The organism is Methylomonas sp. MgM2, from assembly GCF_054172045.1.
This window is the reverse complement of record NZ_JBSYXO010000001.1, coordinates 68895-90062: the sequence shown is the minus strand read 5'-3', so window position 1 is coordinate 90062 and position 21168 is coordinate 68895. Positions and strand designations below refer to the sequence as shown.

Below are 21168 nucleotides of genomic sequence, written 5' to 3'. Positions count from 1 at the left end.
TTATAAACCAACACAACAGTCACGCCAAGACCAAAGCAGATATAGATGATCTTCGCCCGGCCCTGGATAAGTGCGGCCTGCACCCCATTTGAATGTGGTTTCGCCAATGGCGTGATTGGATTCAGTTTCCGCCACTGGATAAAACATCGATAGCCGGTATTGCGATTTGGGAATGAAGGGATAGATAGTGCCGCCGCATAATGCATCGTTACCGGAGGTTTTCCAGGCTAGCCCGCGCCGGTGCAAGGAGGCCGTGGCGCGTGTGGCTAATAAACTGGTAATTCTGGGATCGGTGCCGTAGCTGGTCGGGGAAATGCCGGACAAAGGATACATATGCCCCCAAGCACCGGCACACCAGAACAAAGCGTCCAACGGATTGCCGGTGGCCGCTGCGGCCGCATCGGCGACACAGGCCGATATCGCCACCGGATTGGCAAACAACGCCGTTTCCGGACTGGTAAAAAACGCCAGCAAGTCGCTATTCCAGGTCGGATCCAGTTCCGAAACGTACAACAAATCGAAATCCCGATAGCCATCGCTGTTGCAGCGGTCATCCCAAAACAGGTCCAGCAGGATGGTCAGCGGGAAGGCAAAGTAGTGGTAATTGAAAAACGACATCTCGCTGGCATCGAAGTCGGCCTTGCCGGTAGTGGCAATCAAGCGCACATTCGAAGCACTGAACTTATGGCCGCCCAGTGCCGGTGAGCACCAGGGATTGCGGACGATCTCGATTAGCCGGGCCGGATTCCATAGGCCCATGGTCATGCCCAATTCAGGAATACCCATTGGATCGGTACAGAAGCAAAACTTCTCGTCGGTCGCGATACTCGGCACGTTGCCACCACCCAACGATGCCCCGGCAGCGCGAATCGGAAACAGACAGCTCCAGCAAATATCGGTAATTAGTTTGCCGGACCACAATTCGGCGTCCGAGCACAACGGATCAACGCTATTGGTGGTGGTTTCGGCATAGACCGGGGTCGCCAAAGTCACCAAACCTCCCAACGCCCAAGGTAAAATCCATTGCTTCATGACCGTTCTCCTGTTGAGGCAGGCAATTTTCGTTCACGAACCACTAACTGGTTGCCGGATTGTTCGACGACAGACGGCGCATGCTGTAACTGAAAACGACGGCGCACATCCGGTGTCAATAAGTACACCGGTGCCTGAAGTTCAGTTTCCAAACGCTGTAAGTTGTCCCACCCGGACTGACGCGGCAGCGACGTGGCCAAATACATCACGCGAGCCTGTTTATCCTGGCAGGATTGATGCCGAATCAGCTCGACTTGAGCAGGCACCGTGGCATCGAACACCATCAGGCATAAACCAAACGGCATATTGTCCAGCGGATTGACGGTTTGTCCGGCCCGGATGATCAATTGGCCATTGGGTGCAGTCAGATCGCGCGGGGCGGTGATGGTCAGATCCACGGTCCGGTCGCGATTCTCCTGAGCCGTGGGTAAGTCTTCAAATTTCTGCAGTGCCCAGAACCGAGCAATCGCCTGCTGCTGCTTTTGCTTCCAGTCGATGGCTGCCATCCGGCGTTTGATCTCTTCGAGCAAGTCGATTTCGGCAATCTCGCCGACATCACCCAAGGTTCCCAAATCACCTTGTTTGCCGGCTTTGATCTGCTCGTCCAGCCAAGACAGGCTGCTGACACCCCGAACATGTAGCGGGAGTTTCCCATCCTGTTCGACAACGATGTCTGGCACCAATATCACCGACCATTGTTGAAAACGGGTGGGATCGATGATGATGTTGGGCACCGGCTCGATGCCTTTCAGCAATCGTTTGAGGTCAGCCATCAATGCCGGTAGCTTTTGGCCTGGCTTGGGGCCGCGAAACACCAGCAACACATCGCCCCGGTCTGAGGCCTCTTCAAAGATGTCTTTCAGCGCGGACTCACCCAGCGAGAAGGACACAAATAACAGTGTGAGTGCTTTGTTCGAAGGGGTTGCCGGTAGCCCACTTTCCAATTTTGTGGTTCTTGTTGATAGCGCATCTGCGCGAATCGATTGTGAGGCTTCCAAGGCTTGTTGAGCCTGACGCTTGATGTCCAACTGTTCAGCTTGTCCATTCAACCAGTCGGGTCGAGGCTGGCTTTCCAACGCTTGCATGATGGCCTGAGAACGTTGCAGCCAGGCTTCCTCCGCCTGGACCGCCTGCACACTGAACCAACAGAATAAACAGACCACCGATTGCCGCCAAGGATGTTGAGACCTATCAAAACAACGCATAGGCCCGTCCAATCACTTGATGGTCGTAGACATAGCCCCAATAGCGCGAGTCGAAGCTTTTGTCGGTTTGCCCTGTCACCCAATAGGCAGCGGGTGGAATGGTTTCATGACGTTTGAATTGGGTCGCCGGCTTTTTGAGTTTCTCTGTCAAGGGCAGTCCGTCGATGATCCGTTCACCGTTGATCGTGGTGTGCTGCGGGTCGACGTGAATGGTGTCGCCCGTGACGCCGGCAGCGATTTTGACGATGATCTGTCCATCCTTGAAAAAGGGCGCCATGCGTTCGGCGCGAAAGGCGATCAAATCGCCGCGCCAGATGTCTTTATTGTGGGTATCGATCAGGTAAATCCATTTGTCCGGCAGACAACGGTCGACCTGGTCGTCGCCGCCGATCAGAAAGCGTTGGCCGATATAGCGTTCCGCAGCTAACACCAGCAACAAGATCGGTACCGCCTTGAGCAGAAACTGTCCTAAACGCGGCCGAGAACGGAACCGCGGTTTAATCCTACGTTTAGTGTCCGGCCTGTCTAACATAGACATCCTCCGGAGCAGCCACCACCGCCGTCGAATCGATCACCAGATAACCCGCATCACTGAGTTTCTGGGCCTGACCCTGCCAATCCTCGACGATCTTGGCCATGTGTTCCTGGCTCGCATTGGGTGGAATGCTTTGAATCAGTTTGACGCGATCGAGCACGAACACAGGTGTGACCAGATTCAGGCGCGCCAAGGGTTGTTGTAGCTGCTGTTGTGTCGCCAGCCAACCGCTGACGCCGCCCAGACAGGCTGCGACTAAAACGGTGCTGAGCCATTGCGATTTAGGATCCATAACTATTTTCCCTGGGTTTGCTGCTGCGGTTGTCGATGAGTTGTTGAATGGCATCACCCAAACTCAAGCCTTGCCGGCGGAGCTGCTTCAAGGCGTTGACGTCTTCGGGCTTGGTGGAGAACAGAATGCGTTTGAACGGATCAACGATCAGGCGGCCAATACCGGAACCCATTTCGGTGATGAAGAAAATCTCGGAATAGGCGCCGGGCAAGGTATGCACGGTTTTGAGCAATTCATAGCCGCCATCCGATAGTGGCAATCGCCGATCCTGTTTCATGCCTTCGATGACTTCTGCTTTTTGACCGAGCAAGTACATATTGGCCGAGTTCTCGACGATGGCACGGCCTGCAGCATTGCGGTATAAATCGTTCACCGACTGGGTAATCGTCACCGCCGCGCCGCCATATTTTCGAAACCGCCTGTAGCCGTGCTCCATGAACTTGGCGACATCGCCTTCGGTGAGCAGATCCCAGGCTTCGTCGATGATGACGATCTTGGGCCGGTTGCGTTCGCCAAGATACATTTCCTGCTGGATTTGGTAGATCAGCTGCAGCAACACAACCTGTTGCAGATGCTTGCGGCCCTTGAGTTCTTCGAGTTCCAGCACCGTAAAGTCGTTGGCAAATTTGGCGTTGTTGCGGCCATTGAAGTAGCGACCGTATTCGCCTCGAGTAGTAAAGGGAAACAGCTGCTCGCCAACATCTTTTAAGCGTTGATCGGTTTCTGCACACAGTTGCTTGGCAATGTCGTCCACGGACATGGCCTGTGCTTTTTCGGTCCACAGTTGCTTGAGAATACGTTTCAGACCGGCGGTTTGAAAATCGGTCAGTTTCTCGGTCGGTGCCGCCATCTGGCTGACCAATCCCGCTAACATATCGGCTTCTTCCTCGAAGTTTTGCACGATCTCGAAGGGGTTCATGCAGATGTTGGAACCGTGGGTGAATTTCACGAAATCGCCTTCCAGAACTTCGCAAAGGTTTTCATAGGAGCGGCCAACATCGATCGCCCAGATTTGAGCACCTTCGGTCAGGTAACTGACGATGATCTCGTTGGTCAGAAAGGATTTGCCTTTGCCGGATTCGGCGGCAATGCAGAGGTTGTAGTTACCGGTGGTATCGAACAGCGATACGGCCATGTGTTCGCCGTTACGGGAAACGAAATTCAAGGTCGGCGTACCGGTGCCCGCCCAATCACCAAATAGCGGCAATAACGGAATCGCATGCCGGGTAGCCAGGGTGCGGTAGCGTTTCAGGTCGGCAATCGCCGAACGCTCGGGACCAAAGGGCAAACAGTTCAGGAAAAACGGCAGGCAGAAATACTTGTCTTCCAACAGCTGAAAACCCAGCTCCCGAAAATACACTCGGGCATTGGACACCGCCGCCGCTTCTTCTTGTTCGTCGCAAAACAGCAACACACCGAAATAGGCCCTGATTGGCCGGTCGCCGTCACGGTAGGCATCGAACAACACGTCGAAATGGTGTTTACGCTGCACCAACACCGGCAAAAACCGGGCGATTGGTGTATTGACCTGGTTGGTAATGAATTGCCGCACACCTTCCTGCCGGGTACGGGTTGATTCGGCATCGGGATAATGCAGGGTCAGACTGAGCAAAGCATTCTGGCGAATGCCACGCGTGCCTGAGAGAATGTCGCCCAAGTAACTTTTGGCGCTGCCAAAGTAAAAATGATCGGGTGTGCGTTTTGCGGACAGCGTCTTGACGCGTTTTGAGCCAAGCCAAATCCCTTTTTCGTCGGTCTGTAAGGCGTTGTCGTAATCCAGCAATTGGTCGCGGATCAGTTGGGTCGGATCGCACTCGGGTACGACGCGGTCTTTCCAGCCGGCATCGGGCTGCCAGTTGAGAATTGTGTTCAGGATGCGTACGTACTGATCGGCACCCAATAGTTCCGGATACAAACCGATAGTCGCCAGTGATTGCTGGGTGGCCATTTGCAATTCGCTGGCTCGACGGATGTCTTGTTCACTGGGTCTGGGATAGGCCATCGGCAGTTTGACCGTGACCAGAATGTGGCTGCGTCGAAGGCGTGCCCCCGAAATCGCTTCCGGGGCTTTGGTTGTGCCGCGCCGCAAGAAATCGATACTGGCCTGAGTCATGGTTTTATAGGTCGGCTTTTGTTGTTTCAATCGCCGGGTCTGCATGATGGCCAGCGATTCCTCGATGTCCGGCGAAGTCCACAGTGACACTTGTAATAACGTTTCGGGCGGCCAGTCCTGGTTCAGTAACACATTGACCCGCGCGGACACACTCGCATCGGCGCCGGTCATGGGACGACACAGAAAACCGAAGCCAAGGCTACTATCGGCCAGTAAGAACAGATGATGCTCGTACTCATAAGCCAGTACCGTGAATAACTGATCGGCACGAGGGCGATGCGCAGTGGTCATGGGGTATGATCCTCTAGGTTCAGTTGTTGCAGGGGTTCGACTTGACGCTCACTACGCAGGCGAATCGTAAAGGGATGCCGGCAAACCCGAATCGCGCATTTTTTGCGTAATAATTCCCGTGCTCTGGCCGGATGGCAGGGATTGAGCGGGTGGCCGTTGGCCGCTTGAACCCGAACGGATTTGCCGTCTTTACAGTCGCGCGAGTGGCGACGGTTGCCCATCGTGGTCTCGGTATCGGATGATTGACCGGTCATGGTGAACGATCCTTAAATCGTCGCGGTGACGATGTTGGTAATGATGGTCGGCGCTGCAAACAGGCCGACCCCGCTGGCAACGCCCAGGACAAAGCCCATGATGCTGCCGCGCACGACACCGGCGACCAGACCGACGATGACGAACACGATGGCGATGATGCGGCCGAGCAAACCTTCGACCCAACCGGTCAACAAGGTCCAGACGTTGCTGAACTCGGTACCGCCGGTACCGGCCATGGCGTCGGATGCCATCAACATAAAAAATAACGATGCCAGGGCCAGCAAGACCCCAGTTCGAGTGGACGACTTCATTCAAACGACCTCAAGTGTTAAGAAATAGACGGTTGCCCGTCGAATCTCGGAAGATCAATTCCGGCGTTTGTAAAGCGGTCGCCCGCTGAGTCTCGCAAGGGGTGTGGCCTGCGGTAAAGTGGAGGGTTACTTTGGCTCCAGTCGAGATAACGGGCTGTCATCGTCATTAACATCGACAGTCGGCCGTTTCTCGGGTAAGCGTTGTTCGACTTGTAAAGGAATCAACGACGAACTGGCGGTCGGTGCCGGCTTGCCGATCATCCAACGCCGCGGTTCCAGTTCGGTGTAAACATAGTTGGAGACCATCAAATCGCCGTCGGCATCTTCCCAAGGCGCGATCCAGATACGCATGACCTGCGAGGGCGTGCGAATCGGCGTGGGATCTTCGATCTTGGGTACGGGTTGTTGTAACGGCGGTGCGAATGTCGGTAATGAAGTTGACTCCGAACTCGAGCTATTTTCCGGAGGCGTTTCCGGTAAGGCCGTATTGGTGACCTGATAGGCCTGCGTCGTCGACAGACAGCTGGGTTCGTCAGGCATGCCTTTGCAGGCGTATTCGGTGGTGGCGCAGCCGGTGGTTAACACCATCAGCAACAGACTGATGAAAATCAGGGAATTTGGGTGCATGGGTTTCAAGGCTGTTTCTCCGGTGCGTTGGCGTTTTGGGCGTTTGTAGCGGGTGTTGTTGCCACACTAGGCGATGGTTTCGGTTTGTCGGCCAACCAATCGGCTAACACTTCGGGTGCGCCACTGTGGGTGCGGCCGTCCGGGGCGATCAGAAACGGCACGCCCTTCAAATCTAACAGCTTGGCGGTGACCACGGCTTTTTGCAGCGGCTCTTTATTGCACTGAGTGGGCGGTTCGGTTGGCAAGCCGGTGTAATCCTGTTTCAACAGTCGATCTCGAACGGTATCTTTGGTTTTGGCATCGCTCGCGCCAAGCTGACAGGCCAATTGCACGACGAGGTTTTGCGATTCGGGGCCGAGGATGGGGACCATTACCAGCTTGAAGGTGTATTGGTCTTGCAAGGCTTGCAGGTCATTCATGACCTTGCCGCAGTATGGGCAGCGCGGATCGATGAATACCAGGACTTGGCCTTTGCCGTGACCGACGCTCACCGCGCCCAGATCGTCGGCTTTGAGTTTCATCCGCGACAGATCGATGCGGTTGGCAATCTTGTCGATGTCCGCTAGCTCCTTGATTTCCTGCTGGGTCCAGATGTCCATCAATTTGCCGCCATAAAAGGCAAAGCGGCCGTTGCTGGAAATAAACACGGTTTGGTCTCCGGATTTGACCATCTTCAGACCTGAGATCGGCAAGTCCTGCATGCCGTCGATCTTGATAGACAACAGGCCTGCGGCAATGTCCGAGACCGGCGGTTTGGGTGGATTAGCGGCCAGGGCCATGGTGGCACTAAATAGCGAGGCCAGAAATAATGAAATGTGGCGTAGCGTCATAACGACCTTTGGGTTTGGATTGAGGAATCAGCTCGGCGACTTCAGCTTCAGCGCCGTGCCTTTTTGCACGATGAAGTTGACCTGGCGGGTGGCATCGACTTCGATGACGGGGTAAATCTCCTCGGCCATGTCCATGTAAAAATGCGATAAGCGTTCCATGGCATAGCCCGCGCCTTTCAATGCACCACCTTCCATCGATTGCGAGGAAAAGGCACTTTGGAACGGTGTGGTACCGGATAAGGCACCTATGCCGCCGGTCATCAGTACCGGAATCTGGTTACGGCCGAAGGCATCGGAAAAGCCGCGTAAAAAGCCGGCCATCATGGATTGGGCGAGCAATGCGCCTTGCTTCGACACCACGCGGCCACGCACCCCATTTTTGCCGTCTTCGCCGGTGGCATAGGCATTCATCGGCACTTCGATCACGCCGCCGTCCTGGCGCACACAGGAAAAGGTCTCGCCGCGAAAGTAGGCGCGCTCGGCACTCAAATCGCCAAAGCCCGCGGCCAGCAGAAAGCACTCGCGGACATCGGCGTGGAAACGGTTGGGCAGAATGGCTTCCTTCTTGATCCGGAACAGCACCGGCATGGGTTCTTTCTTGGCTTTGCGACCGGTCGGTGCATCAAGACCATTCAGCAATACGCCGGTTAAAATGCTGCCGGCCGGGATGAAAGCATCGCTGTTGGCGTGTGCTGGCTGTGAATTGCCGTGAGCATTGTTCGGAACAGCGTCTTTGTCTTTACTGTTTGACTGCTCGGCACCTTCTCGAATGACGCGAATCTGCATCGCTGCCGGCGCTTGGCTATTGGCTCGTCCTCCCGAGACGCCGGTATTGCCCTGTGTCGGTCCAGGAATAGCCGCTTGTTCGAATACACGGTTGAGATCGTCCTGGCTGTTATCGAACGGCGTGTTGCTCCGACGAAGGTTTGATGGTCTTCCGGGTGGAGGCTGACCCAATGATGGTTGGTTGATGTCGCCTGTGGCGCCAATCGTTGACGGTGTGGATGCTTTGTTCTTCAACGACTCGACTTCACCAGTAACGGCTTGCAGCTTGGCTTCATAGGCTTCTCGCTCCGCTGCAGTCCATTGTTTGAAACGCAGTTCGTCGGATTGCTGTTCACGCCGCTGCTGTTCTTCAATCGCGGCCAGTCGGCGGGCTTGCTCGTCGTTTTTCTGCAGAAGATCCCGCAATTGCGCGGAAATGCCGTCGATGCCCAGCGAGCGTGGATCGCTATCGGTCAATATATGTTGAATGGTGGCCTGTTTGCTGAGCGGCTTGCTGACTTCCGGGGTGACGGTGGCTAACGCGATGATGACGGCCAACAGCACAGTACCGATACCACCGACGGCCAGATTGCGTTTAGCAGCCGGGCTCAAGCGGGTCCACCAGGTATCGACGCTGGCCATCAGGGTTGTCCTCCACTCAGTAACGAAGGTCGCAAGGTGGACAATGCCTCAGGCGATTGTCGGATCACGACATACAATTCGGTGGCTTCATGGGGTTTCAACACCACATTGGGCCAAACCGACACGGCGAGCACGTCTTGTTGGGTGGTCGCGCAACTGCGTTCGTCGAATTCGAGTATCTCGCCGCCGGTATTCTGGGCAAGCCCCACCAGAATCAGCCGATCCTGCCCCTCCAGAACTTGGCCGGTTTTAATCTGCACGGGGTCTTGCAGGCAGCGAATTTGCTCCTGTGGCTTGGGTTCGCGTAGCGAATAACCGGCTGGGGTCTTTTGCAAACCCAAATCCCGAAACAAGGTTTTCAGTTGGCTAATGTAAGCTTGTTCCTGTTGACCTGAATTGCGGTTGTCGGCATCAGAGCGTTGCCATTGGTTCAGTAATTGGTAGCTGTCTTTATCCAGATCAAGGTGAATTTCTCGGGCCGGAATACGTTTGGGAATCAAGGTCAGCGACAAGGCAATGTCCTGGTTGTCGCCGGGGGTGATATATAACGTCACCGGCGTTTCATCCGCGGTGGCGACATAGACGATTTTTCCTTTGGTACTGGTAGTCGCCTGGCTGGTGGTCGTGACCACTGGATGTTCGAACGGCGTGACCAGACGATTCAAGTGGCCAACGGCAATCGGCATCAGTTCGTTGATGCCGGGTTTGACCGCAATATGCTGTGGACCGAGCGAAGTGGCGGATGCTGAGTTTGCAGCCTTCGCTTGCTGCTTGGCGGCTTTCAAGATGCTGGCATCGACTGGTGGTAACTCGATGCCTAAATCGGGCTGCGATGAGGCAACTGACTGTGATGGCGATGCGGATGACTCTTCGGCCTCGGTGGTTATTGGTGGCAATACCGTTACGGGTAGGTCATCGACGGCCCATGCCGAACAGGCAATCCAAAATAATAGCCAGACAGGTAATACAGGTTTCATGGTTGAGCCTCATGCGGTTGGCCTTGGGTAGCTTGCAAACGGGCCAATGTTCTAGGGGAATCGGGATATACGTCGATGTATTCCAGGCGGGGCCGATAGTTTTTGATAGCGATGATGAATTCGTAGGTACGGGGTTTGACGTCCGGTTTGGAGCTGGGACCCTGGCTTTTGAGTTCGCCGCTGACGAAGACCTTGTTGGTCTCGGCTTCGTAGTCGACATGACGCGGGGTGAAACTGATTGCGACCCGGTCCATTTTGATGGCCTTGATTTGATCGCTCATGGCATCCAGGACACTGCGGTAAATATCCGGCGCCAATAACGGCTCAACCGCGGTTTTCAGAAAGTCGGCATTGGCTGGGGTGGTATTGCCCAACAGTTCCGCCAGGAACAAGCCCCAGGACTCCTTGAACTCGCTGGATGCCTGGCTACGGGTGACTTCGACTTCCTGGGTCAAGGTCGGCGGCACCAGGATAATGCTGCGCTCGGTGCGCCAAGCGGCCAGCGAAGTGATCACGCAAACTACGAGCAGGCCGATGATGACGACGCGGCTAAACCGGTTCTCGGTCTCGTGCCCGTCCCAAGTTTGCAGAAACTCCGACCATCTCATGGCAGAAATCGACGGATATAGGGATTGGGAATGCTCTGCGCGCGACTCGGTAACAGACCCAGCCAATACAATGTATGCAAGGTGTAGCCGTCAGGCCGGTTATCGCGGAATCGACGATAGAATTTGACCGCAATGAATCCCAGCACTAAGCCTGGAATAAATTGATCGATCAACATGCCGGTCAGCATGCTGACCATGAAGGGTACAATCTCGTCCGCGCTCCACAATAAAATGTGGATCGGATCGTCGATTGATTGGGGGATGGCAACGGGTTCCATAATGACCTCCGGTTGGGATGGTCATTATTTTGCAAATGATTTTAGGCGAGTTGCCTGCAATAAAGGTCAAATACGACTTTTATTGCACGAGTGAAGATTTTTTTTTAAAAAACGGACTGAATGGAATCAAGAGACTGGGTAATTTGCCTTTAACTGCAAATTACCAGGGTTGCTTTTAGGTATCACGGAGGGTGTTATATTTAATCATCAGTGATGGGAAACTCGGTTCTTGACAGTTCGACGCGCTCACGCAAATCCAAGCCGGGTTTGAAATGAGTCGCGTGTCGAATAGGCAAACTCACTTGTTCGCCTGTTTTCGGGTTACGCCCCATGCGGGCAGCTCGCTGATTGACTGAAAATCCGCCGAATCCCCGGATTTCAATACGTTCGCCTTGTGCCAGATGATGGGTCATCGCATCAATTGTGATATTGATGGCCATTTCGACATCGCGTTGCAACAAGTGTGGCAATTTAAGACTGATGCGTTCGATAAGTTCAGACTTCGTCATTCTAGGGTGTATGTCCAATCGGTGATTTGTAACAGTGGGTGTTGGTGATTAGATCATTACAGCGCTGGCAATGTCTTGCCACCCTGTTCGACGATAACGGCCTGCTTGAGCAAATCACTGGCAGCGGGATATTGATCGTACAGACTGCCAATTGCTTGATAATAGGCCCTCGTATCGAATGGCTCTGCGGCTTGTTTTCGGATCAACTCAGCCAGTCTTGATCTGAAGTGCGGTGAAACGGTCACCATGCGTAGGCCTTTGACAATTTTGGTTTCTGGTTCCACCAAGACCAGATTAAAAGGCAAGTAGGCGTCACCGTCATCGATGCTCTCATCGCCTGCAAGATGAATGTTAAACGCCAAGTCCGACCAATCCAGAAAGCCTTCAATTTTAAACAAAAAGAACAGATGGTTTTGTTCGGCAAATAACGCGAACGAGGCGGTGCCATTCAGAAAGGCTTGGATTTCGCCCGGCGAAACTGAAAAATTAAAAGTCAATAACGGCGCACCATTAGCCAAAACGATACTCATCCCTTCTTCCGGCATGTCATGATCGAAGCGCTCGCCCACGCATAGTTTTATAAAGTCCATAGATACTGCTTAGATTAATCGCCCTGGTAAATGCTCTGTCCGCCAACCCAGTATAGTGGACTGGATACCGTTTGTACTCGTCTTCTATCCTGGGTGACACTGGGAATCGAAAAAACGAGGCGACTCTGTATGTTACCCGATGCCTGGCACTATTTTGGCGATATAAAAGCCGGTAATATCACGGTAAAACCGTTAACTGGGGACGTCAGCAATGGACTACACAGCAATTCTTGAAGCGCTCAATAAAGCATCACTGTTTGATTTACATCGACTACAGCCTGCTATTTATCAGGAGCTCATCAATCCGGTTCGGGTAGAACAGGTAAAGGCGCAATTGAATGTCGGCCAATCGATTAGCTATTTCGACCCGCAAGCCAACGGCTTGATCGATGCGGTGATCTTGAAGATTCAAAAGACCCGTTGCCTGGTGGGAAACGTCAAAGACCAAAAAAATTGGAATATCCCTTTTTATTACCTCAATCTGGATGACGTTGACACAGCGATTCAACCCAAACCGCATACGACCGGGATTCCCAAAAGTGCATTGCAAGTCGGTACACGTGTAGGATTCAGGGGCCGGGACAAGCAGGAACTGTTCGGCGAAGTCATCCGGCTGAACCCCAAAACGGCCACTGTCAAGATCAGTGAGCAGCATACTTGGCTGGTGCCTTATTCACGTTTGTTTCCTGTCATCGATGGCACGTCCTATGAGGCGAATCCCTCGCAAGCGTCCTTGTTTATCGAACATGACGAGGTTTAGTAGCCCATGACGCTACAGGCTGCGCCAGCGCACGCGGATAATCCAGTCGAAAAACTGCACGGCTCCATCGAGCGCGTGACGTTCCATAGCGAGGCATCGGGGTTTTGCGTGTTGCGGGTCAAGGTAAAAGGTTATCGGGAATTGATTACCGTGATCGGTTCGGCTGCCAGCGTCACGGCGGGTGAATACATCGAATGCCTGGGTTGCTGGGTCAATGATCGCCAACACGGCCAGCAATTCAAAACCATCTCGTTAAAAATCGTGCCGCCGACCACGTTGGATGGTATCGAGAAATACCTGGGTTCCGGCATGGTCAAAGGCATCGGCCCCCATTTTGCCAAGAAACTGGTCAAGGCCTTCGGTGAGCGGGTGTTCGATGTGATTGAGCAGACACCCGAGCGTCTGTTGGAATTACAAGGAATTGGTAAAAAACGTCAGGAACGTGTGACCAGCGCCTGGGCAGAACAGAAAGTGATTCGGGAGATCATGGTCTTTCTGCAATCGCATGGTGTCGGCACCTCGCGTTCGGTGCGAATTTATAAAACCTACGGCGAGCAGGCCATCGAGAAAGTACGCGAAAATCCGTATCGTCTAGCGCTAGACATCCACGGCGTCGGCTTTAAAACCGCGGATACCCTGGCACAGAAACTGGGTATCGGTCCACAGTCCTTGATGCGTGCTCAAGCGGGCGTCCGTCATGTCTTGCAGGAATGGTCCGGCGAAGGTCACTGCGCCGCTATTCGCAGCAAGCTTTGTGAAATGGCGGCGAAATTACTGGAAATTCCGTTGCCGATCATCGACCAAGCTATCGCGGCGGAATTAACCGAAGGCAATTTGATTGCCGAAATCGACGGCAGCGACGAATTCATTTTTCTGACGCCTTTGCATCGCGCTGAAATCGGCTGTGCCGCCAACCTGAACCGATTAAATCAAGGTGATGCGCCCTGGGGTGTGATTGAAGCGGATAAAGCCATTCCCTGGGTGGAAGAGCAAACCGGCATGACCCTGTCGCAGTCGCAAGCGGCTGCTGTTCGCTTGGTACTTCAGCATAAAATCTCAGTCATCACCGGTGGCCCCGGTGTTGGTAAAACCACCCTAGTCAACAGTCTACTCAAGATTCTCAAAGCCAAACGCGTTCGGATTGGTTTGTGCGCGCCAACGGGGCGAGCGGCAAAACGTTTAACTGAATCGACCGGCATGGAAGCGAAAACCGTTCATCGTCTGCTGGAGTTTGATCCGACGCAGTTCGCGTTCAAGCATAATGACGAAAACCCGCTGGACCTCGATTGCTTGGTGATCGATGAGTCGTCGATGATGGATGTGGTGTTAATGAATCAGTTGCTAAAAGCCATACCGACGGAGGCCGCGGTTTTAATCGTCGGTGACGTTGATCAATTACCCTCCGTCGGCCCCGGATCTGTGCTGGCCGACATGATTGATTCCGGGCAAATTGCCACCGTGCGACTGACCGAGATTTTTCGCCAGGCCAGTACTTCCAAAATCATCACGAATGCTCACCGGATTAACCACGGGCAAATGCCGGTAATGGATAAGTCTGAAGCTCTTAGCGATTTTTATTGCCTATATGCTGAAACACCTGAGGAGATTTTCGCTAAATTGATGCAAATCGTTCTCGAACGGATTCCGCAGCGCTTCCACTTTCATCCGGTTAACGACGTGCAAATCCTGACGCCCATGAATCGCGGTGGTTTAGGTGCTCGATCGTTGAACATCGAATTGCAAGCTCGCTTAAACGGACACAGCGAACCAAAGATTACCCGTTTCGGGAATACCTATGCGCCTGGCGATAAAATCATTCAGCGGATCAACAACTACGACAAGGAAATCTTCAATGGCGACATTGGTGTGATTAAAGCCATCGATCTTGAGGAAAGCCAGGTCAAGATCCTATTCGACGATCGAGAGGTCGAATACGAATTCAGCGATCTGGATGAAATTACGCTCGCTTATGCCACCAGTGTGCACAAATCGCAAGGCTCGGAATATCCCGTGGTCGTTATTCCGATGGCTATGCAGCACTTTATGCTGCTGGAACGCAATCTGCTGTATACCGGCGTCACGCGAGGCAAACAATTGGTCGTGGTGATTGCCCAGCCCAAAGCGCTGGCGATGGCTGTCAAGAGTCAGCAATCGCAGCGCAGGATCACTCATTTGGCGGCTAGGTTGAACGAAAATACGTGACTATTGTTATGTTATGCCGTTCTAGTCGAGAACGGCCAGCAAGAGACATTCGATCCACCCAAAATCGCGTTGATGACTGGCCGGAGTTCTTCATATTGCGGACAGAAGAAGACACCAGTTTAACCTCACAACTTAGTGAGCGCCGTCGCTGCTTTTATGAAAAAGGTAAAAATAGAGCTGGAGCCCATGTAAGTTTTTAAAGTATCTATGAATAACTTCCAGTTGCCGCCAAATATCACCACCAAAGCCGCCAGACGCGAGAAAACAATAATAGCTAAGTGAATGGAACTATGGGTAATACTGTATTTGTCCTGATTGTGCAGTTACTGAAATCGTGATATATGAAAAAATCCAAAGAAGGAGTTTGATATGAGGCAGTTATCTATCCTAAGGCCTTAGACTCGACAGTCGTAGTCATTTCAATTCACAGTCCTTATCAGTTCGTTAGGAGAAATATCATGAAAATATCTGCTCTATTCATAATTGCTCTGATAGCATTGAGCAGTCCTATTGCTTTTGCTGCTGAAGAGCAACAGAAACCAATGTCCGAAAAGGAAATGCAGGACCAACTGAAGAAGATGGAAAAGGAAATAGCCGAAATACGCAAGACTAAGAACCCAGAGAAGCGCAAGGAAATGATGGATCAACACATGGAGCACATGGGGCACATGCACGATATGATGAATGACATGGGATGCTGTGCGGGAGACCAGCACATGATGGATCATGGGCCGAAGCAATAGCGCGGCTTCATAGTTAGAATTGGCATCAGTAGAGCCCTCTATTGTTTTGCTATGAAGCACAGTGGACAATGTAGCGTTGCCCACCAACTTTGTGACATCTCAAGCCAGGCAGCAAGCACAATCCTACTTAGTATGTAGCAGTCTCAAACCGTTGGCCACGACCAATAACGAAGCCCCCATGTCGGCGGCAATGGCTTCCCATAAGGTCGCCACGCCGGCAAAGGCTAAGATTGCAAAAGCGGCCTTGATCGTCAGCGCAAAAGTAATATTTTGCCGGATGATCGCCAGTGTTCTTTTGGAATGTCCAATCAGCCAAGGCAACTTGGAAAGGTCGTCGCCCATCAAGGCGATATCCGCTATTTCGATCGCCGCATCCGAACCCAACACTCCCATGGCAATGCCCAGATTGGCCCGACCCAGCGCAGGGGCGTCGTTGACACCATCACCGATCATCGCTACCAGCCTGTATTTCTCGACCATTTGACTGACGATCTCCACTTTATCGGCAGGCAACAATTCAGCGTGTACCTCATCGATGCCAATTTGGGCCGCGATGTTAGTGGCCGTCACCCGATTGTCGCCGGTCAACATGGCTAAATGTTGGATTCCATTTTGTCTCAGCGCTTGCAAAATCGATTTGATTTCAGCGCGAGGCTGATCGGCAACGGCAATGAGGCCGCAGATATGCCGATCATTGCCAATGGCAATCACGGTTTGACCGGTCTGTTCAAGGGCAATCGCTTTTTCACTGATTTCCGGTATTTCCTGACTACGTTCCAATAAATAGCGACGTGATCCCAACCAGTAGTCCGTGCCTTTAAATAGCCCGGTTACCCCCTTACCGGGCAAGACCGTCACATTCTCTGCGCTGGCCACGTTGATACCAAGTTTTTCCGTATAACGTAAAATGGCTTTTGCCAACGGATGATTGCTGCGAGCTTCCAATGCGGCAGCACGGCTTAACAATTCTTCTTCGCTATGACTATTAAACGGGTAAACACCGGTGACGATCGGCTCGCCACAAGTCAGCGTACCGGTTTTATCAAAAGCAATCGCATTCAGATGGGCCGGTGCTTCAATATAAATGCCGCCTTTGATCAGAATCCCTTGCCGGGCGGCGCTGGCCAATGCCGCGACAATACTGACCGGCGTTGAAATGACCAAGGCACAGGGGCAGGCAATCACCAATAATACTAAGGCACGATAGATCCACTCGTTCCAAATGCCTCCTAAGAACAGCGGCGGAACGACACAGACGGCCAGGGCTAAGATCATTACTACTGGAGTATAAATGCGGGCAAACTTATCCACCCATTGCTCGGCTTCCGCCCGTTTGCTATGGGCTTCTCCAACCAGACGTGTGATCTGTGCCAGGGTGGTATCCGTGACAAGTTTGCTTGATCGGATTTCCAGTGTCCCTTCACCATTGATACTGCCGGCAAACACTTGATCACCGACTTGCTTGGCAACCGGCATGCTTTCGCCGGTAATCGGTGCCTGGTTGACCGAACTGAAGCCGGCAATCACCTCGCCATCCAACGGGATTTTATCGCCAGGCGCTAAAATGAAACGGGTGCCTATACTAACTTCGCCGGCAGATACCACGCGTTCTTTTCCGGTTTCATCCTTGACTGTCACCGTCGATGGCGCTAAATCCAGCAATGCTTCAACGGCATGACGAGCACGGCCAATACTCCAGCTTTCAATCGCGAGGGACAGGGCAAATAGAAAACTCACGGTGGCCGCTTCAAACCATTCATTAATGAACATGGCGCCGATAACGGCCACCGTCATCAATAAATTCATATCGGCACGCAATCGTTTTAGCGCATAAAAAGCTTTAACAACCACATGCCGGCCGCCGAAGATCACCGCTAGGCCAAAGGCGATTTTTTCAGGCAAAGGCATGGCTTGCTGAGTATGTGCGTTAAATAAGCTAGTGAGGTAGTCAGTGATAACCTCCCAATTTAGAGGCCACTTATCAGGATGGCTGAGAAAAGTTTGCGTTTCACTAAAGCCACCTGCGATAACGATATGCATCAACATGCCGACCACGATAAATAAACCGCTGAGTGTGGTATACACGGTCTTCGAACGGTGCAGTTGTTTGACATCGGCATCGGTCTGACCGGACTGCCAACGAGCCGCCTGCATGCCCGTTGCAGCAACGGCTTTGATGATGGTTTTTTCTGCAACAGGCTCGGCATCAGGCAAAAGCGTCATGCGTCCGTTTAATACATCAAAAGCCAATTTGTCACTGCCGCCCACTAGCGGCCCTATCGCGCTCTTTAATGTGGCAACTTCTTCAGCACAATCCAAACCCTCGATCTTGAACGTGGTACCTGAGGAAGGTAGCGGCGTCGGCTGGTCGCTATCCGGTTTTTCGCCAGGGCAACAACAGGTTTTTTCTGATTGATTACATGAACTCATTTTTTCAATCCTCATTAAAAGCTATCTGTGTGCGTGTTGGCATTGCCGTTCCGGCCTGCTCATCCTTGCGATGCGCAAGACAATAAAGAATTGGCAATACCAACAACGTCAGCATCGTTGATGACAGGATACCCCCAATGACTACGGTGGCTAGCGGACGCTGAACCTCGGCGCCGGTGCCGGTGGCAATAGCCATCGGTATAAAACCAAACGAGGCCACCAATGCTGTCATCAATACAGGACGCAATCGTGTCAAAGCACCCTGTACAATTGCCTTATCCAGCGACATGCCTTCATCGCGCAGGCTGCGGATAAAGGCAATCATCACCAGACCATTCAGCACAGCGACCCCAGACAAGGCGATAAATCCCACCGCCGCCGAAATCGACATCGGAATATCGCGCAACCAGAGGGCAACCAAACCACCGGTCAATGCAAACGGAATGCCGCTGAAAACCAACAGCCCGTCCTTGGCATTTCCAAACATCATGAACAACAGTGTAAAAACCAATATCAGGGATATTGGCACCACAAGCTCCAGGCGCTGTGTGGCCGATTGCAGTTGCTCGAACTGTCCACCCCAGGTAGTCCAGTAACCCGGTGGTATCTTGATTTGTTGTTCAAGATGTCTCTGTGCATCGGCGACAAACGAACCGATGTCACGGCCACGCACATTGGTGCTTACCACGATCCGACGCTTGCCGTTTTCACGGCTGATCTGATTGGGTCCTGGCGCCAACTCCAGTTTGGCAACTTCGGCCAGCGGGATATAAGTCGTTCGTCCGGCAATGCCTTGGCCGAGTGACAAAGCAATTGGCAAACGCTTGATAGCTTCGATATCGCTACGTAAATGCTCTGGTAGACGAACGATGATGTCGAAACGGCGGTCGCCTTGAAACACCGTACCGGCCTCTTTTCCACCAATCGCAATAGCCACGGCATCCTGCACATCCCCCACATTCAAGCCATAGCGTGAAGTTTTGTCCCGGTCAATATTGACCGTCAACACAGGCAAGCCCGTCGTTTGCTCGACTTTCACCTCGGATGCGCCAGGAATGTTGGTCATGACCGATGCAATTTTTGTGGCCGTGTCATTCAACACCTTCATATCATCCCCAAACACCTTGACCGCAACATCGCTACGCACGCCTGAAATCAGTTCGTTTACGCGCAGTTGAATGGGCTGAGAAAATTCGTACAGGTTACCCGGGTGTTTTTTGACTTCCGCCTGTATTGCCGCTAGCAGTTCGTCCCTTGATTTTCGGGGTTCAGGCCACTGCTCTTCAGGCTTGAGCATGATATAACCATCCGAGATATTCGGCGGCATCGGGTCGGAAGCGATCTCGGCTGTGCCGGTTCGCGAAAAAACGCGCTCGATTTCCGGGAACTGCTGCATCAGGGTTTCTTCGATATGCTGCTGCATGGCGACGGATTGCGACAAACTGGTACCGGGAGTGCGTGCCACGCCAATCGAGAAATCGCCTTCATTCAAGCTAGGTACAAATTCACTACCCATCCGTGTACCTAAAAGGCCAGACAAAATCACCGCAACAATCGCAAAAGTTAAAACCACGGGTTTGTTGGCCATCACTTTATCCAGTGCGGGTGCATAACAGCGTTTGGCTGTTTGCATCAGGATATTTTCTTTTTCGGCAACTCTATCGCCGATAAAGAGCGCCACGGCCGCAGGAATAAATGTGACTGAAAGAATCATAGCACCCACTAAGGCAATAACGACCGTGAAAGCCATTGGATGGAACATCTTTCCTTCCACGCCGGTCAGGGCGAAAATCGGCAAATACACGACCATGATAATGACCTGACCGAACAACAACGGACGCCGCGCTTCTTTGGAGGCGGTAAATACCTCATCAAAGCGCTCGTCGCGGGTCAGAGCACGGCCTTGCTGCTCCTGGGCATGGGCAAGCCGCCGCACGCAGTTTTCCACGATCACGACAGCACCATCAATGATGATCCCAAAATCGAGCGCTCCCAGACTCATCAAGTTGGCGCTCACCTGATAGGTCACCATGCCGGTAAACGTGAATAGCATGGACAACGGTATGACCATTGCGGTGATGATGGCCGCGCGGATGTTGCCAAGGAACATGAACAGAATCGTGATGACCAGAATAGCGCCTTCAATTAAGTTCTTTTTGACCGTGTCGATGGCTTTATCGACCAATACCGTCCGGTCATAGACAGTCACGGCCTGCACTCCTTCGGGCAACGTGCGGTTGATTTCCGCCATTTTTTTATCCACCGCTTGCGAGACGGCTCGACTGTTCTGACCGATCAGCATAAAGACTGTACCCAGCACGACCTCACGGCCATTTTCGGTGGCGGCTCCGGTGCGCAATTCTTGGCCAATCCCGACTTCGCCAACATCTCGAATACGGATAGGCACGCCCTGCACATTACCGAGAATGATATTACCAATATCCTCAATCGAACTAACCTGACCCGGCACACGGATCAAATACTGTTCGCCGTGCTTCTCAATGTAACCTGCGCCGACATTGTTGTTGTTGCGATCCAAGGCGGTCACGATGTCCTGTAAAGCCAGACCGTAGGACGCGAGTTTTTCCGGAATCGGTGCAACCTGATATTGCTTAGCGTAACCGCCAATGGAATTGATTTCGGTGACACCCGGTACATTGCGCAATTGCGGCTTGATGATCCAATCCTGGATTTCACGCAAATCAGTTGCGGTATAAGTTGTGCCGTCTGGCTTTCTGGCATCGTCTTTAGCTTCGACAGTCCAGAGGTAAATCTCCCCTAAACCTGTGGCAATGGGACCCATCGCCGGCGTAACGCCGGTAGGCAGTCTATCCTTGGCTTGCTGGATGCGCTGATTGACCAGTTGCCTTGCGAAATAGATGTCGGTACCGTCTTTGAAAATCACCGTGATCTGAGACAGGCCATAGCGCGATAACGATCGCGTCTGCTCCAAATTAGGCAGGCCCGCCATGACCGTCTCCATCGGATAGGTAATGCGCTGCTCGGTTTCCAATGGTGAATAACCGGGCGCCGTCGTATTAATCTGCACCTGAACATTGGTAATGTCCGGCACCGCATCAATGGGGAGTTTTTGAAAGTTGTAGACACCCAGCGCGGCCATGCCGAATATGCACAGCATGATCAACCAGCGATGGTCTATGGCGATACGAATG

At 52.7% G+C, this 21168-nt stretch carries 20 protein-coding genes; 3 read left to right on the top strand and 17 right to left on the bottom strand.

Annotated features, from left to right (window positions below; genetic code table 11):
* The 15 genes from ACW73I_RS00420 to ACW73I_RS00350 form a co-directional block, all read right to left on the bottom strand.
* Entirely contained in the window at positions 1 to 1032 is a 1032-nt protein-coding gene (locus ACW73I_RS00420) for a TraU family protein (protein WP_458027217.1), read from the bottom strand.
* Positions 1029 to 2237, bottom strand: a complete 1209-nt coding sequence (locus tag ACW73I_RS00415; RefSeq protein ID WP_458027216.1) for a TrbC family F-type conjugative pilus assembly protein — start codon at positions 2235 to 2237, stop codon at positions 1029 to 1031. The genes ACW73I_RS00420 and ACW73I_RS00415 overlap by 4 nt, the downstream gene beginning before the upstream one ends.
* Positions 2224 to 2769, bottom strand: a complete 546-nt coding sequence (gene lepB / locus ACW73I_RS00410; protein WP_458027215.1) for a signal peptidase I — start codon at positions 2767 to 2769, stop codon at positions 2224 to 2226. The genes ACW73I_RS00415 and lepB overlap by 14 nt, the downstream gene beginning before the upstream one ends.
* A complete protein-coding gene (locus tag ACW73I_RS00405; protein ID WP_458027214.1) occupies positions 2747 to 3064 on the bottom strand; it encodes a hypothetical protein in 318 nt (105 codons plus the stop codon). Before ACW73I_RS00405 ends, lepB begins: the two co-directional genes overlap by 23 nt.
* Complete coding sequence (traC, locus tag ACW73I_RS00400) at positions 3054 to 5468, bottom strand: type IV secretion system protein TraC (RefSeq protein WP_458027213.1); 2415 nt, start codon at positions 5466 to 5468, stop codon at positions 3054 to 3056. The genes ACW73I_RS00405 and traC overlap by 11 nt, the downstream gene beginning before the upstream one ends.
* The gene (locus tag ACW73I_RS00395; protein ID WP_458027212.1) at positions 5465 to 5722 is read right to left on the bottom strand and encodes an RRXRR domain-containing protein; all 258 of its coding nucleotides are present in this window, start codon (positions 5720 to 5722) and stop codon (positions 5465 to 5467) included. The genes traC and ACW73I_RS00395 overlap by 4 nt, the downstream gene beginning before the upstream one ends.
* Positions 5723 to 5734: 12 nt before the next feature.
* Positions 5735 to 6034: a TraA family conjugative transfer protein gene (gene traA, locus ACW73I_RS00390; protein ID WP_458027211.1), complete on the bottom strand. Its 300-nt coding sequence runs from the start codon at positions 6032 to 6034 to the stop codon at positions 5735 to 5737.
* Positions 6035 to 6160: 126 nt separating this feature from the next.
* A complete protein-coding gene (locus tag ACW73I_RS00385) occupies positions 6161 to 6661 on the bottom strand; it encodes a TraV family lipoprotein (protein WP_458027465.1) in 501 nt (166 codons plus the stop codon).
* A gap of 5 nt (positions 6662 to 6666) precedes the next feature.
* Positions 6667 to 7491 (bottom strand): DsbC family protein, encoded by an 825-nt coding sequence (locus ACW73I_RS00380; RefSeq protein WP_458027210.1) that lies wholly within the window; start codon positions 7489 to 7491, stop codon positions 6667 to 6669.
* Between the two features lie 27 nt (positions 7492 to 7518).
* Positions 7519 to 8898, bottom strand: coding sequence for a TraB/VirB10 family protein (locus ACW73I_RS00375; protein ID WP_458027209.1), 1380 nt, complete (start codon positions 8896 to 8898; stop codon positions 7519 to 7521).
* The gene (locus tag ACW73I_RS00370) at positions 8898 to 9875 is read right to left on the bottom strand and encodes a TraK protein (protein WP_458027208.1); all 978 of its coding nucleotides are present in this window, start codon (positions 9873 to 9875) and stop codon (positions 8898 to 8900) included. Before ACW73I_RS00370 ends, ACW73I_RS00375 begins: the two co-directional genes overlap by 1 nt.
* The gene (locus tag ACW73I_RS00365) at positions 9872 to 10483 is read right to left on the bottom strand and encodes a TraE/TraK family type IV conjugative transfer system protein (protein WP_458027207.1); all 612 of its coding nucleotides are present in this window, start codon (positions 10481 to 10483) and stop codon (positions 9872 to 9874) included. Before ACW73I_RS00365 ends, ACW73I_RS00370 begins: the two co-directional genes overlap by 4 nt.
* Positions 10480 to 10761: a type IV conjugative transfer system protein TraL gene (gene traL, locus ACW73I_RS00360; RefSeq protein ID WP_458027206.1), complete on the bottom strand. Its 282-nt coding sequence runs from the start codon at positions 10759 to 10761 to the stop codon at positions 10480 to 10482. Before traL ends, ACW73I_RS00365 begins: the two co-directional genes overlap by 4 nt.
* Before the next feature lie 200 nt (positions 10762 to 10961).
* Positions 10962 to 11282: an integration host factor subunit beta gene (locus ACW73I_RS00355; protein WP_458027464.1), complete on the bottom strand. Its 321-nt coding sequence runs from the start codon at positions 11280 to 11282 to the stop codon at positions 10962 to 10964.
* 44 nt (positions 11283 to 11326) lie between these two features.
* Positions 11327 to 11860, bottom strand: a complete 534-nt coding sequence (locus tag ACW73I_RS00350) for a hypothetical protein (RefSeq protein WP_458027205.1) — start codon at positions 11858 to 11860, stop codon at positions 11327 to 11329.
* A gap of 211 nt (positions 11861 to 12071) precedes the next feature.
* Between ACW73I_RS00350 and ACW73I_RS00345 the strand changes: the two genes are divergently transcribed.
* The 3 genes from ACW73I_RS00345 to ACW73I_RS00335 all read left to right on the top strand — a co-directional run bounded on the left by ACW73I_RS00345 (position 12072) and on the right by ACW73I_RS00335 (position 15565).
* A complete protein-coding gene (locus ACW73I_RS00345) occupies positions 12072 to 12620 on the top strand; it encodes a hypothetical protein (protein ID WP_458027204.1) in 549 nt (182 codons plus the stop codon).
* 6 nt (positions 12621 to 12626) lie between these two features.
* Positions 12627 to 14822 carry an SF1B family DNA helicase RecD2 gene (gene recD2, locus ACW73I_RS00340; protein ID WP_458027203.1) on the top strand — a complete coding sequence of 732 codons (2196 nt, stop codon included), beginning with the start codon at positions 12627 to 12629 and terminating at the stop codon, positions 14820 to 14822.
* 458 nt (positions 14823 to 15280) lie between these two features.
* A complete protein-coding gene (locus ACW73I_RS00335; RefSeq protein ID WP_458027202.1) occupies positions 15281 to 15565 on the top strand; it encodes a hypothetical protein in 285 nt (94 codons plus the stop codon).
* A gap of 123 nt (positions 15566 to 15688) precedes the next feature.
* Here ACW73I_RS00335 and ACW73I_RS00330 read toward each other — a convergent pair whose 3' ends face one another.
* Both ACW73I_RS00330 and ACW73I_RS00325 read right to left on the bottom strand, forming a co-directional pair.
* Positions 15689 to 17995: a heavy metal translocating P-type ATPase gene (locus ACW73I_RS00330; RefSeq protein WP_458027201.1), complete on the bottom strand. Its 2307-nt coding sequence runs from the start codon at positions 17993 to 17995 to the stop codon at positions 15689 to 15691.
* Between the two features lie 4 nt (positions 17996 to 17999).
* Complete coding sequence (locus ACW73I_RS00325) at positions 18000 to 21134, bottom strand: efflux RND transporter permease subunit (RefSeq protein WP_458027463.1); 3135 nt, start codon at positions 21132 to 21134, stop codon at positions 18000 to 18002.
* Between the last annotated feature and the right edge of the window lie 34 nt (positions 21135 to 21168).